Genomic DNA, 14,698 nt, shown 5'->3' on the forward strand with positions numbered 1-14,698 from the left:
TTGCGGGGCGGGCGGCATGGGTCTACCACGGAGGCATGATTCAGGACATTGCCTTGCCCGATCCCAAAACGCCCGTGGCTTTGGCCCCGTTGGCGGGCATCACCGATTTGCCATTTCGCAAGTTGGTCGCGTCCTTTGGTGCAGGCTGGGTCGTGTCGGAAATGGTGGCCAGTCAGGAAATGGTGCAGGCCAAACCGGGCGTACGCGAGAAGGCGGAACTGGGGTTTGATCAGGCCAATACTGCGGTGCAACTGGCCGGACGTGATGCCTATTGGATGGCCGAAGCCGCCCGCACAGTCGAAGGCAATGGTGCTGGGATGATCGACATCAACATGGGCTGTCCGGCCAAAAAGGTGACGAACGGCTATTCAGGCTCAGCATTGCTGCGCGATCTGGATCATGCGCTGACGTTGATTGAGGCGGTGGTGGGCGCTGTCGCGATCCCGGTCACGTTGAAAACGCGGCTGGGGTGGGATGACACCTTGCACAATGCGCCCGATCTGGCCCAGCGGGCCGAAGCAGCCGGCATCCAGCGCATCGTCATCCACGGGCGCACGCGGTGTCAGTTTTATAAGGGCAGTGCCGATTGGGCCGCGATCAGGGCGGTAAAGGACGCGGTGCGGATTCCGGTGATCGCCAATGGTGATATCGTTGATGTGACCACGGCCAAGGCGGCATTGTCCGCCTCTGGTGGGGACGGCGTGATGATCGGACGCGGCGCACAAGGGCGGCCATGGGTGCTGCGCGATGTGACGGCGGGCCTGGCGGGCGGCGCACCAAAGGCGGCGCCCCATGGGGCTGATCTGGTCGACATGGTCGCGGCCCATTACGAGGATATGTTGACCTTTTACGGCACCGAACTGGGCGGCAAGACCGCGCGCAAACATCTGGGCTGGTATATGGATCAGGCAGGCCCCGATCCGGCCTTGCGCAAGGCGGTTCTGACCGAACGGGACCCCAAACGGGTGTTGGCGATGCTTCCCGATGCTTTGACCGAAAGGATCGCCGCATGAGGGCGCTTTGGAATTCCCTGCCGGTGCCCGCCTTGCTGCTGAACGCCGATGACACGATCGCAGACAGCAATCCTGCGGCGGAAAGTTTCCTAAACCTGTCGGCCAAAGCCCTGCTGGGGGCCCCCGTGTGGGACAAGGTCATGATCGATGCGCCCATCGAAGGCGCCTATAGTCGCGCAAGTGCCAACCGCACGTCCTTGTTTGTGAACGACGTGGATGTGGGCAGCGGGGAACGCCCGCCCCTGCAATGCAACATCCAGTTTGCGCCTTTGACGGATGAGGCCCTGAAAGACGACGGCGATCAGATGCTGATGATCTTCGAGCCGCGTGAGATGGCGTCGCGCATGACCAAATCCGCCCAATCCGTGCGGGCCGCGCGGTCTGCCATCGGGATGGCGGAAATGCTGGCCCATGAAATCAAGAACCCCTTGGCGGGGATCACCGGTGCGGCGCAGCTGCTGTCCATGACCCTGTCCAACGGCGATCGTGAGATGACCGATCTGATCGTCGAGGAATCCCGCCGCATCGTCAAACTTCTCGAACAGGTCGAACAATTCGGCAATGTGCAGCCGCCCAAATGCGCGCCTGTGAACATCCATGATGTGCTGGACCGCGCGCGGCAGTCGGCCTCTGTCGGGTTTGGCGCGCATATGATGATGATTGAGGATTACGACCCCTCGCTCCCCCACACCTATGCCGACGCCGATCAGCTGTTGCAGGTGTTCCTGAACCTGCTGAAAAACGCGTCCGAAGTGGGCAGCGCAGGCGGATCCATCCGGCTGCGCACGTTCTACGAACCCTCTTTGCGGGTGCAACGCAAGGACGGCAGCGGTGCGCGGCTGCCCTTGCAGGTGGAAATCATCGACGACGGGCCGGGCCTGCCGCCTGACATTGCAGCGGATGTGTTCGAACCCTTTATTTCGGGCAAGGAAAACGGCACCGGCCTTGGCCTCGCCTTGGTCAGCAAATTGATTGCAGACGTGGGCGGCTGGATTTCGGTCGACAGCGTGCCGGGCAAGACCGTGTTTCGCGTGTCGCTGCCCACCGTGCCCAAAGACGCCCAGCCAACCCCAAATGACGGAGACACCTGATGGACGGAACAGTATTGGTCGCAGACGATGACCGCACCATTCGGACGGTTTTGACCCAAGCGCTGACGCGGGCCGGTTGCAAGGTCCACGCCACGTCGTCGCTTGTGACGCTGATGCGCTGGATTGAAGAGGGCAAGGGCGATCTGGTCATTTCCGACGTGGTCATGCCCGACGGCAACGGGTTGGAACAGCTGCCCAAAATCGCCGAGGCGCGTCCCGGTCTGCCTGTCATCGTGATCTCTGCCCAAAACACCATCATGACGGCGATCCAAGCGGCAGAGGCGGATGCCTACGACTATTTGCCCAAACCGTTTGACCTGCCGGACCTTATGAAACGCTCCGCCCGCGCGTTGGAGGTCAAGCAACGCGCACCGGCCCCGCGCACCGAAGAAGGAGAGACCGACGATCTGCCACTGGTGGGCCGTACAGCGGCGATGCAGTCGCTCTATCGGTTGGTGGCGCGGGTGATGAACACGCCGCTGTCGGTGTTGGTCACGGGCGAAAGCGGCACAGGCAAAAGCCTGATTGCCCGCGCGATCCACGACTTTTCTGACCGCCGGTCGCTGCCCTTTGTGGTGGCCTCTGCGGCAGATCTTGAAGGGATGGACGGGCCGTCATCGCTGCTGTCACGCGCCAAGGGCGGGTCTTTGGTCTTTGACGAAGTGGGAGATTTGCCCATGGACATGCAGGCCCGCATCGTGCGGATGCTCGACGCTTTGGGCGACACGGCACCCCGCATCATGGCCACGTCTCGGTCTGACCTTCTTGAATCGCTGGAGGACGGCAAGGTCCGCGAGGACCTCTATTACCGGCTGGCGGGGGTCACCATTACGGTGCCGCCACTGCGCGACCGCGTGGATGACATTCCGCTGTTGGCCGAGCATTTTCTGGCCCGCGCCGAACGCGACGGCGCGCCGGCGCGGGGCTTGGGCCCCACGGCTGTCGATCTGGTGCGTGCCTATACGTGGCCCGGCAACGTGCGACAGCTTGAAAACGTGGTGCGCCGCTTGGTGGTGACCGCCGCGAATGAGGAAATCGGCCGCTCTGAGGTGGAACAGGTCCTTGGATCCCAACCCGCAGTGGAACCTTTGCAAACGGGCAATTCCGACAAGCTGTCCGGTTCGGTCGCACAGCACCTGAAACGGTATTTCGATCTGCACGGCGGCATGTTGCCGCCGCCGGGCCTCTACCAACGTATCCTGCGCGAGGTTGAGGCTCCTATGATCGAAATCGCCCTTGATGCGACCTCAGGCAATCAAGCTAAATGTGCGGAGCTTCTTGGCATCAACCGCAATACCTTGAGAAAAAAGATCACCGATCTGGATATTCACGTGACACGCCGCCGCAAGTTGATGTAAAACGGCAACATAACCGTGGCCCATCGGACGCAACATCCGGTGCAGGACCACATCAACAGGCGGTGGGCAGCGTTTTTGTAGCGTAAGCCCTTAAAATGCGGGGCTATTCGCGTGCAGCGGACCCTTTTGGGCATCAATATGCTGGCGTTTTCACGTTGGCGCAGACGTCGCAGCGTGCGCAACGCGGCGACGGTGATCCTTGTTGTGCTGGCGCCTGTGCTTGTCATTTTAACGATCACCGCACTCAGGCCCCTGGATCAGACGGGACGAACGGACACCCTGCGGCTGATCCTGCTGGCAGATATCATCTATGTTCTCGTCATCGCGGCACTGGTGTCGAGCCGCGTGTTTGCCATGGTGGCCGCCCGTCGGGCGAAATCTGCCGGATCGCGCCTGCACCTGCGATTGACGGGCGTATTCGGGCTGCTGGCCTTGATCCCCACGGTGGCTGTGGCGGTCTTTGCGGTGCTGACGATCAACATCGGGCTTGAGGGCTGGTTTTCGGAACGGGTGCGCGATGTGGTGGGCAATTCGCTGGCCGCCGCCGAAGCCTACGAAGAAGAACACCGCCAAGAGGTCGCGCGCGATGGATTCGGGCTGGCGGGTTATCTCAACACCGAACGCCTACAGACGTTTTTCATGGAACGCGGTGAGGTCCGTCAGGCCCTCGCACGGGTGCAGCCGCAGATCGAACGCGGCCTGACGGAGGCTTTCGTGCTGGACGGGGACGGGGAAATCTGGGCGCGTGGGGACCGGTCCTATGAGTTTTATTTTGAACGTCCCACGGCCCTGCAACTGGCCCAATCGCGCGAAGACGGCATCGTCATTATCGAGGACTGGGAAAACAACGAATTCCGCGCGTTGATCCCGCTGGAGGCATTCACCGACAAGTATCTTTACGTCACGCGAGAAGTCGACGGCGATATTCTGGCGTTGCTGGATGAAACACAGGCGACGGTGGCGCTTTACGATCAATTGGAAGACGACCGGGGCCGCGTGTTGTTTGACTTTGGCCTGTTTTATCTGGGCTTCGCGCTGATCCTGATCATCGCCGCCGTCTGGGTGGGCCTTTGGTTTGCCGAACATCTGTCGCGCCCCATCGGGCGGCTTGTGGGCGCGTCCCAGCGGGTTGGCGCAGGGGATTTGAACGTGCGCGTGCGCGAAGAAGAGGGCGAGGATGAGATCGCCCAACTTGGCCGTTATTTCAACCAGATGACCGCCCAGCTGCGCGGTCAACGTGAGGAGCTGTTGGACAACACCCGCCAGATCGAACGGCGACGGCGGCTGTTTGATTCCGTGCTGTCCTCGGTGCCGTCGGGTGTTGTGGGGCTGGATTCAGAGGGCCGCGTGACCTTTGTGAACAAATCCGCCAACCGCCTGTTGGAGGTCAACGGCGCCGAGAACATGGCGTTGGCCGTGGCCGTCCCTGAATTTGCAGCCCTATTCGACGATCTGACGATCGGGCAGAAACCGGTGTCGCAGGGGCAAGTGAACCTTGTGCGGGGCGGGCAACAAGAAAGCCTTCTGGTGCGGATGTCGCCCCGTTTGCGCGAAGACGGCGCGCTTGAAGGCTATGTTGTGGCGTTTGAGGACGTGACCGATCTGGTTTCTGCCCAGCGGATGGCCGCATGGGGCGATGTGGCGCGCCGGATCGCCCATGAGATCAAGAACCCGCTGACGCCCATTCAGCTGTCCGCGGAACGCATCAAACGCAAATACCGCGCCGTGGAAGACCACGAAACACTGTCCCAGCTGACGGACGTTATTGTCCGTCAAACCAATGACTTGCGCCGCATTGTTGATGAGTTTTCAAAGTTCGCGCGCATGCCCGAACCCGACCGGCATACCCACGACATCACGGCCCTTGTCCGCGATGCGGCGACCCTTCAGATCGCGGGTCAGCCCGATGTAGCCTTTAATGTGACCATTCCCGACCAGATCGTTTGGGCCAACGTGGACAGGACCATGCTGACACAGGCCCTGACCAATCTGATTAAGAACGCAGGGGAAGCTATTGAAACGCAATTGGAAAAACATCCTGACGTGACGGTTGACCCGCAGATACGCATTGGCATGACCACAGCGGACGACGGCGCTGTGATCACGATTGCGGACAACGGTATTGGCCTGCCGGAAGACCGCGCCAAACTGTTCGAACCCTACGTGACGACCCGCGACAAGGGCACGGGCCTTGGCCTACCGATCGTGAAGAAGATCATCGACGAACACGGCGGGACGCTGACGCTGACGGATGCGCCCGACTTCGACAACACCGGACGCCATGGTGCCATGGCTGTCATCACCCTACCCATCGATGCAGGTCACACTGCGTTGCAACAAGAAACTGCATGAGGTCCCCATGGGCGATATTCTGATTACCGACGATGAACGTGACATTCGAGAATTGATTTCAGACATCCTCAAGGATGAGGGGTTTACCACACGGCTGGCGGGCACGTCCGATGAATGCATGGCCCAGATTGAGGCCGAAACACCGGCGCTGATGATCCTCGACATCTGGCTTAAAGACAGCCGCATGGACGGGATTGATATCCTCAAACACGTAAAGAAGGACCACCCCGAGGTGCCTGTTGTGATCATTTCCGGGCACGGAAATATCGAAATTGCGGTGGCCGCGATCAAACAAGGGGCCTACGATTTCATTGAAAAACCCTTTAATATTGACCAGTTGATGGTCGTGATCCGGCGTGCCATGGAAACCAGCCGCCTGCGCCGTGAAAACATCGCGCTGAAACGGTCTGATGCGGCACCCACGGATATGCTGGGCGAAAGTGCGTCGTTCAAAACGCTGGTCAGTCAGTTGGAAAAGGTCACGAAATCCAATGGCCGCGTCATGCTGACCGGTGAAGGCGGATCGGGCAAGGAAACCGCCGCGCGCTACATCCATGCCAATTCCGACCGCGCGGATATGCCGTTTGTGTCGGTCAACTGCGCGTCCATTGAACCCGATGGCATGGAGGAGGTTCTTTTCGGGCGCGAAACCGAAGGGCGCGGCGTGGAACGTGGCCTGTTGGAGGAAGCCAACGGTGGTGTGATTTACTTTGACGGCGTGTCAGACATGCCCCTTGGCACGCAATCCAAACTGCTGCGCGTTCTGGTCGACCAGAAATTCCAGCGGGTCGGTGGTGTCGACAAGGTGCAGGTGGATGTACGGGTGATTTCCAGCACAAACAGTGACTTACAGGCCGCAATTGATGCGGGGTCCTTCCGTCAGGAACTCTATCACCGGCTTAATGTGGTGCCGATCCACGTGCCCAGCCTTGAAGAACGACGTGAGGATATTCCGCTGTTGGCGGAACACTTTGTTGCGGAACTTGAACAAAGTCAGGGCCTTACGGGCCGTTCTTTGAGCGAAGAGGCCGGCGCGTTGCTGCAGACCATGCGCTGGCCCGGCAACGCACGCCAGTTGCGCAATGTCATGGAACGTGTGCTGATTTTAGGCGAAGGCACCGGCCCGATTGAGGCCAAGGAACTGCCCGACCAGTCCGAAGGGCCCAGCGACGAAGGCCGCGTGCTGCTGTCGGGCAGCCTTGCGACCTTGCCCCTGCGCGAAGCGCGGGAGCTGTTTGAACGCGAATACCTGCTGACCCAGATCAACCGCTTTGGTGGCAACATCAGCCGCACGGCCAGTTTTGTGGGCATGGAACGGTCTGCGTTGCACCGAAAGCTCAAGACTTTGGGGGTGGTGACCTCCAACAAAGCGGGGGCGCGGGTGGCCCATGTTGAAGAAGGGTCCGACGCGTAACGCATTGACCGGGCGCGGGGGTTCTGTCACCACGATCAAACCGAAACGACGATAGGCGTGTCCATGAAGGTCATCATTTGCGGAGCAGGACAGGTTGGCTGGCAAATTGCCCGCCATCTGGCATCGGAACGCAACGACGTGACGGTTGTCGACAACAACCCTGAACTGGTGCGCCGTGCGACCGACACCTTGGACGTCCAAGGCATCGCGGGCTTTGCCAGCTATCCCGACATTCTGGAACGGGCAGGGGCGGCGGACGCGGATATGATCATCGCGGCGACCCATTCGGATGAGGTCAACATGGTCACTTGTCAGGTGGCCCATTCGGTTTTTGCCGTGCAACGCAAGATCGCGCGTCTGCGCGGGCAAAGCTATCTGAACGCGATCTATTCCGATCTTTACCGCCGCGATCACCTGCCCATCGACGTCGTGATTTCACCGGAGGTCGAGGTGGCCGAGGCCGCGTTGCAACGTCTGGCCGCCCCCGCAGCCTTTGACACCGAAAGCTTTCTCGAAGGCAGCGCCCAGCTTTTGGGGATTTCCATCGACGAAGACTGCCCTGTCATCAACACGCCATTGCGCCAATTGTCGGACCTGTTTTCAACGTTGAAAGCGGTGGTCGTGGGCATTCGCCGCAAGGGCACCTTGTTTGCGCCGTCGCCCGGTGACCAGATTTTCCCGGACGACGATTGCTATGTCATGACCGAAACCACGGACATGGCCCGCACGCTGGAAATTTTCGGCAAGATCCAAGGCAAGCTGGAACGGGTCGTGGTGATCGGCGGCGGCAATGTTGGACTTGCGGTGGCCCGCGCGCTGGAAACCCGCACCGACCGCGTGCGCGTGCGCGTGATCGAACGCAACCGTGAAATCGCCGAGGCCACCGCGGACCAGTTGGAACGCACGATTGTGCTGAACGGTGATGGTTTGGATGCGTCTTTGCTGGAAGAGGCCAACATCGGCAACGCCGACGCCGTGCTGGCCGTCACAGACGACGACAAAACCAACCTTCTGGCCGCTGTGCGCGCCAAGGGCATGGGCTGCCCGATGGCGATCTGTCTGACCAATGATCCCACGCTGGTGTCCCTGATGGGGCCTTTGGACATTGACGCCTACATCAACCCGCGCGCCACGACGGTCAGTTCCATCCTGCAACACATCCGTCATGGCCGCGTGCGGTCCGTCTATTCGATCGGTGACGCCGAGGCCGAGGTGATTGAGGCGCAGGTTCTCACCACCAGTCCCATCGCCGGCAAACGTCTGCGCGACATCGATTTTCCCGAAGGCGTGCTGGTGGGCGGGATCCTTAAGTCCGGCAAGATGCACAAGCCCAAGGGCGATTTGCGGATCGAAGAAGGCGATATCGTCGCCATTTTCGCCATGACCCCGCAAGTGGCCGAGGTTGAGGCGCTGTTGCAAGTCTCCATCGATTTCTTCTGATGCGATGATCGAAACCCTGTCCAAACGTCCGTTCTTTGTAGTGCTGATGGGCATAGGCAGTGTGGCGATGATTATCCCGTCGCTTCATGCGTTGATGCTGGAAAACTACGCCGTCAGCCGCGTGTTCTTTTACGCGGCATTGTTGTCGTTCGTTTTGACCTTGTTCATCGGGTTTGCCACAGCGAATTATCAGACCACAGCTGCGCGCGGGTATCTGGTGTCATTGTTGGCGGCGTTTCTGGTGCTGCCCTTGATGCTGGCCGTTCCCATGTACGAAGCCGTCCCGCGCATGACGTTTCTTGAAGCATGGTTCGAAGCGGTCAGCTCCATCACCACCACGGGCGCCACTCTTTATGACAGCCCCCGCAGCCTGCCGCCGTCGGTCCATTTATGGCGCGCCGTGATGGGCTGGCTGGGGGGATTGCTGATGTGGGTCAGCGCGATTTCGATCTTTGCCCCCCTCAACATCGGCGGGTTTGAAGTGCGCGCCCTGCGGGGCGGATCAGCCAGCGAACAAAGCCTGACGCAAATCGGGCAAGTGACCGATCCGTCGTCGCGGCTGATCCGGTTCGGCGCCAAGCTGATCCCGCTTTATGCGGCTTTGACGGCGCTGTTGTGGCTGGCCCTTGTGGCCTTGGGCGAAGTCCCGTTTGTGGCGATCAGCCACGCCATGTCCGTGATGGCCACTTCCGGCATCTCACCCGTGGGGGGCATTCTGTTTTCACCCGCAGGGTTTTGGGGCGAATTGGTCATTGCCTGTTTCTTTGTTTTTGCGATGTCGCGCGTGGCCTTTTCGCGGGGGCTGGCGGGGCAGGAATTGAACCCGCTGCACAAAGACAGCGAATTCCAGATGGGTCTGACGTTGATTGCCATCCTGTCCGTCGTTTTGTTCCTGCGTCACGGGTTGGTGGCCTTTGACGACGGCGCGTCAAATGATCTGGCCACCGGTGCGCGTGCCATGTGGGGGGCGCTGTTCACCATTGCCAGCTTCCTGACAACGACAGGGTTTGAATCCGCCGATTGGACCGCCACACGGGCGTGGTCCGGCCTCAGCACGCCGGGTCTGATGCTGGTGGGGCTGTCGCTGATCGGTGGCGGGGTCGCGACAACAGCAGGCGGCATCAAACTCTTGCGGGTCTATGCGCTGTGGAAGCACAGCCAACGAGAGGTCGAACGCCTCGTGCATCCGTCGTCCGTCGGCGGTGCGGGGGCTGGGGCCCGTCAAATCCGTAGGCAAGGCGCGCAGATCGCGTGGATTTTCTTCATGCTGTTTGTGATTTCCATTGCCGCCGTCATGGTCATGCTGGCCTTCACCGGTGTGCAGTTTGAAACCGCACTGGTGCTGGCCGTGGCGGCCTTATCCACCACCGGCCCCTTGGCCGCCATCGCCGCCGAAACGCCCATTTCATACGCAGGCATTCCCGATATGGCCAAGGTGATTTTGGCATTTACCATGGCCTTGGGGCGGCTTGAGACACTGGCGATCATCGCGCTTTTGAACCCCGAATTCTGGCGCCGCTGAGGCGCAAAAACCCCATCGGGCGCAAGGTGTGGTTTTGGGGCTGGAAATCCCAAACGTCACACGACATAGTGGTGCCCGATGGGAAACATTGGCAGACGTGCTGCCACAAAAACAATAAAGGACGGGGATCATGGCCTCAGACAAACAGAACCTTCAGGACGCTTTTCTTAATAACGTTCGCAAAGCCAAGGTTCCGGTGACGATCTTCCTGATCAACGGTGTGAAGCTGCAAGGCGTGATCACCTGGTTCGACAGCTTCTGCGTGCTGCTGCGCCGCGATGGGCAAAGCCAGCTGGTCTATAAATCTGCCATCAGCACGATCATGCCCGCCCAACCCATCAGCCTCTACGACGGCGAAGAATAACCATGGGCTCCGTTCATGGGGGATGACGCCTCCGCGACGCGGGCGTTTGTCCTGCACCCTGAAATCAAATCAGACCAATTCCGCCGCGATGCTGTGTCCGCGTTGGAAGAAGGCGTGGCACTCGCCCATGCCCTGCCGGAGCTTGAGGTCGTGGGCGCACAGGTCGTGGGCCTGCCCAAGGTTCATCCGGGAATGCTGTTCGGATCGGGTAAAATCGCAGAAATCAAAGGCTGGCTGGAAGAGGCGGACGCGGGTCTTGTTCTCATCGACGGACCCGTCAGCCCCGTGCAACAGCGCAATCTGGAAAAGGAATGGAAGGTCAAACTTCTGGACCGGACAGGGTTGATTTTGGAAATCTTCAGCGAACGTGCCCGCACCCGCGAAGGCGTGTTGCAGGTTGAAATGGCAGCGCTGAGCTACCAGCGCACCCGTCTGGTGCGCGCCTGGACCCACCTGGAACGTCAGCGTGGCGGGCTTGGTTTTGTGGGCGGCCCTGGTGAAACCCAGATCGAGGCCGACCGCCGTGCCATCGACGCCCAACTCAACCGTCTGCGCAAGCAGCTGGAAAAAGTCGTCAAAACCCGCGAACTCCACCGCAAGGCCCGCGCCAAAGTGCCGTTCCCGATTGTGGCGCTGGTGGGCTACACCAACGCGGGCAAATCGACGTTGTTCAACCGCCTTACAGGGGCGGAGGTCTTTGCCGAAGACATGCTCTTTGCCACGCTCGACCCCACCATGCGCAAGGTCGAACTGCCCAGCGACACGGGCAAGGGCGATGATGTGATCCTCAGCGACACGGTGGGCTTCATCTCCGATCTGCCGACGCAGCTTGTCGCTGCGTTTCGCGCGACGCTGGAAGAAGTGCTTGAGGCGGATGTGATCTTGCATGTGCGCGACATCAGCCACCCGCAAACCGATATCCAGAAAAAGGCGGTCCTCGACACGCTGCGCGTGCTGGATGTGAACCCCGACGTGCCGATGATTGAGGTTCTCAATAAAATCGACCTGCTGGACGACGATGATGCCGCCTATATGGAGGCTATTCACCTGCGCGAGGAAAACACATTCGCCATCTCGGCGGTGACAGGGGCGGGCATTGAAACACTGCTGACCCATGTTTCAGAAGACCTCAAAGGCAAAACCCGCACGGCGACGCTCTCCCTTGATTGGGCGCAGGGGGCTGCGCACAGCTGGCTGCAACGCGAAGGCGTGATTGAGGATGAGGCGCAGGGCGACACCGGATGGACGCTGGATGTCCGCTGGACAGCACATCAACAGGCCAAGTTCGAAAAATCCTTCCCTGACGCGCTGTAGGCGGCCCGCTTTCGGCTAAGTTCCGTCACACCGGGGTGCGATATGCCATTGGGCTCCGCTTGTTCTGGCCTGAAAACCTCCACTGGATGCTTTCCGAGACGGATCAGATCTCCAACCATTCTGCACCTGAATTGATGCCCCGGATCAATTCCGAAACGGCTTTCGGGGCTCCGCCCGTTCTCGGCTGAAAACCTCCACTGGAGGTGTTCCAAGACGCCTCGAACTCTCTGGTTCTCAAATACCTCGGGGGAGGCCGAAGGCCGGGGGCAGCGCCCCCTCCGACCTCTCAATCAAGAAAACCATACATTCCGGCGCCGGATCGGATTGGCGAAGCCAATTCGAAATTACTCGGCCACAGGCACCAAAGTCGTGATCCCCACAGCCCCGCCACGGGCCAGTGCAGGATCAAGGGACATGGGGATATATTCCCCCCGCCGCCACAGATCCCCCAGATCGTCGTAGTACCGTGACAGGAAATGCCCCGATTGACCGGTCGACGTGATAAAGACAGAACTGTCCGGATCGGCGAAATCATAAACTCCGCGATAGGCGGCAGCATGAACATTGCGGAACGGGTCGGGCCCGCTGCCCGCAGTGCGTCCGCGCATCAAGGTGTTGTCGCCGCCTGACGTCGATTGGCGGATGTTCACGAACCATTTCAGAACCGGAGCCTCGCCCAACACCGGATGATCATGGGTCGCCTCATGGGCGTCGCCCCAGCGCAGGGATTCCAAGGCGGTGCCATGGTTTTCGGCCACCCAGACCAGCGCGTCATCCAGCGACAGACGTGCGATGTCCGAACAGGTCTCTACCGGGGCGGATTGCAGCACGTCGCACCACACGGACGCCCCGTCAGTGTCACGGAAGACGCGTTCGATGAACAGGGGCTCCACATGGGTATATTCCCGCGCAAGCGGGCCTAATTCGTCGCGGATCAGACGGTCCTGCAAGGCGCGCAGCCAAGCGGAATAGATCAGCGGTTCGGGCAGGTGTTCGTTCATCTCCCCGTTCCATTCGGCCAGCAGGGCCAGCGCATCCTGCCGCAGGCGCTGGGGCGTGCCTTCGGGGGCGGCCTCGCCGGTGAACCACAGATCAGCCCCGATCAGAGGCAGGATCGACCGCGCGGTATAGGACACGGTGTCCAGCTGCGCCTCGATGAAACTGTCGCGGGTGTGGACCTCACGCGCTTGCATCAATCGCCGCCAGCGGTTCACCCTTTGGCTGTCGCCCCAATAAAAACTCACATGCTCGGGAAAGGGCGCATCGATGATCTTGTTGTTGGTGTTGCCCACCAGACCGCCCACGGGGTCGATCCATTGGGGATTGGTGTCATAGGGCCTGCGTCCGTCCCAGCGGTTCTGGGGCAGATAACCGAAATGGGGCAGGCGGCCTTGGGTCACGTGATCGGGGCTGCGGTTGGGGACGTGACCGATCAGTTTCAGCCCCACCGAATTGCGATCCGCCAAGGTGATCATCTGTGAGGGGGCCACATAGCCTTCAAGGGCGGCGATCCCGGCCTCCACGTTGGTGGCGCGCATCAGCGCCATGGCGGCCTGTAGGGTCGTGTCCTCGCCCGACAGGGCCGTCCAGCCAAGGGCGGTCACATGGCCCGGGGGCCGGATCGTGCCGAGGTCATATTGATCGGGCGGCAACACCGGCCCGTTCGTTGTCCATTGCAATTGGATCGTCACGGGGGCCGCATCGGCCACGCGGATGATGCTTTCGCGGGTTTCAAACTGGGCCCAGCCGTCAGGCGTGCGGTATTGGCTGGCATCGCTTGGATTGACCTCTTCGATGAACACATCCTGATCGTCCAGATAGGATGACGTCAGACCCCAGCCCAGATCTGCAGACCGGCCCAACATGACAACCGGCACGCCCGGAATGGTGGCGCCGATGACACCGCCGCCCTCAAGCTCCAATCGGGCGAGGTACCAGATCGACGGCGCTGTCAGGCCCAGATGCGGGTCATTGGCCATCAGCGTCGATCCCGTGGCCGACCGGCTGAGGCCCGCGGCCCATGCGTTTGACGCGCCAGCCAAGGCACGGGGTTTGACAGGCGACAGCGCATCATAGGCCATCCGGGAATTCGGCGCATAGTCCGGCACGCCGGGCATCAGGCTGGCATAGCTGGGCAGGGCGGCCAAACCCGCACCGGGAAAGTCCGGCAAAATATCCCCCAGCCGGTCATCGTTGTTGAGGATCAGCGACGTGCGCGCGCGCAGCACTTCTTGTTCCAAATGCCCGCTGAGTTGCAGCGCCATCACCTTGGTGATCGCGATGGAATCCGACGGCTGCCAAGGGGCGATGGCATGGTTGAACAGCCACATCTCGGGCGCGCCACGGCCGCGCGCACCGGCGTTCACTTCGTTGATCCATGCGTTCACACCGGCCGAATAGGCACGCAGGGCCGATTGCGTGCGTGCGTCCAGCGCACTGACAGACCGTTGGGACAGGGTGCTGAGGTCAAGGTGGCGAATCAGGCGGTCGATGGGCAGGGTTCTCTCGCCAAACAGTTCAGACAGGCGGCCTTGGGACGTCCGCCGCAGCATCGTCATTTGCCACAGCCGGTCCTGCGCATGGGCCAACCCCAATGAGAAAAAGACGTCTTCGTCAGTTTGGCCGAAAATATGGGGCACATTGGCGTTGTCGCGCACGATCTCAACCGGGGCGGACAGGCCTGCCATTTCAAGCCTGTCGTTATAATCAGGCAGAGAGCGCGAGGCGAAGTAATACGCCAAGGCAAAGACCACCACGATCAATATGACCAGCGCAGAGGCCAGCCGGACAAGCCAACGAAAGGCAAACGCCATAGTGTCTTCCTTCATTC

The 14,698-nt window shown here is 60.6% G+C and carries 10 protein-coding genes; 9 read left to right on the forward strand and 1 reads right to left on the reverse strand.

All coding sequences use genetic code 11. The annotated features are described in order from the left end of the window. Positions 1–35 precede the first annotated feature (35 nt). The 9 genes from dusB (at position 36) to hflX (ending at position 11,868) form a co-directional block, all read left to right on the forward strand. Positions 36–1,013, forward strand: a complete 978-nt coding sequence (gene dusB, locus ACTG36_RS10095; RefSeq protein ID WP_375282022.1) for a tRNA dihydrouridine synthase DusB — start codon at positions 36–38, stop codon at positions 1,011–1,013. Then, positions 1,010–2,104 carry a two-component system sensor histidine kinase NtrB gene (locus tag ACTG36_RS10100; RefSeq protein ID WP_375282021.1) on the forward strand — a complete coding sequence of 365 codons (1,095 nt, stop codon included), beginning with the start codon at positions 1,010–1,012 and terminating at the stop codon, positions 2,102–2,104. Before dusB ends, ACTG36_RS10100 begins: the two co-directional genes overlap by 4 nt. Beyond that, positions 2,104–3,462, forward strand: a complete 1,359-nt coding sequence (locus tag ACTG36_RS10105; protein WP_439142184.1) for a response regulator — start codon at positions 2,104–2,106, stop codon at positions 3,460–3,462. Before ACTG36_RS10100 ends, ACTG36_RS10105 begins: the two co-directional genes overlap by 1 nt. A 138-nt stretch (positions 3,463–3,600) precedes the next feature. Further along, entirely contained in the window at positions 3,601–5,814 is a 2,214-nt protein-coding gene (locus tag ACTG36_RS10110) for an ATP-binding protein (RefSeq protein WP_439142246.1), read from the forward strand. Positions 5,815–5,821: 7 nt separating this feature from the next. Beyond that, the gene (gene ntrX, locus ACTG36_RS10115; RefSeq protein WP_375282068.1) at positions 5,822–7,228 is read left to right on the forward strand and encodes a nitrogen assimilation response regulator NtrX; all 1,407 of its coding nucleotides are present in this window, start codon (positions 5,822–5,824) and stop codon (positions 7,226–7,228) included. A gap of 63 nt (positions 7,229–7,291) precedes the next feature. Continuing rightward, positions 7,292–8,668, forward strand: coding sequence for a Trk system potassium transporter TrkA (trkA, locus tag ACTG36_RS10120; protein WP_375282067.1), 1,377 nt, complete (start codon positions 7,292–7,294; stop codon positions 8,666–8,668). A gap of 4 nt (positions 8,669–8,672) precedes the next feature. Then, positions 8,673–10,190 carry a TrkH family potassium uptake protein gene (locus ACTG36_RS10125; RefSeq protein WP_375282066.1) on the forward strand — a complete coding sequence of 506 codons (1,518 nt, stop codon included), beginning with the start codon at positions 8,673–8,675 and terminating at the stop codon, positions 10,188–10,190. A 130-nt stretch (positions 10,191–10,320) separates the two neighbouring features. Further along, positions 10,321–10,554, forward strand: a complete 234-nt coding sequence (hfq, locus tag ACTG36_RS10130; protein ID WP_085862848.1) for an RNA chaperone Hfq — start codon at positions 10,321–10,323, stop codon at positions 10,552–10,554. 15 nt (positions 10,555–10,569) lie between these two features. Further along, complete coding sequence (gene hflX, locus ACTG36_RS10135) at positions 10,570–11,868, forward strand: GTPase HflX (RefSeq protein ID WP_439142188.1); 1,299 nt, start codon at positions 10,570–10,572, stop codon at positions 11,866–11,868. Between the two features lie 344 nt (positions 11,869–12,212). Here the strand turns inward: hflX and ACTG36_RS10140 are convergent, their stop codons facing one another. Next, a complete protein-coding gene (locus ACTG36_RS10140) occupies positions 12,213–14,681 on the reverse strand; it encodes a penicillin acylase family protein (RefSeq protein WP_375282064.1) in 2,469 nt (822 codons plus the stop codon). Positions 14,682–14,698 lie beyond the last annotated feature (17 nt).

It is taken from the genome of Pseudooctadecabacter sp. (assembly GCF_965657175.1).
In the GTDB taxonomy this organism is placed as follows: domain Bacteria; phylum Pseudomonadota; class Alphaproteobacteria; order Rhodobacterales; family Rhodobacteraceae; genus Octadecabacter.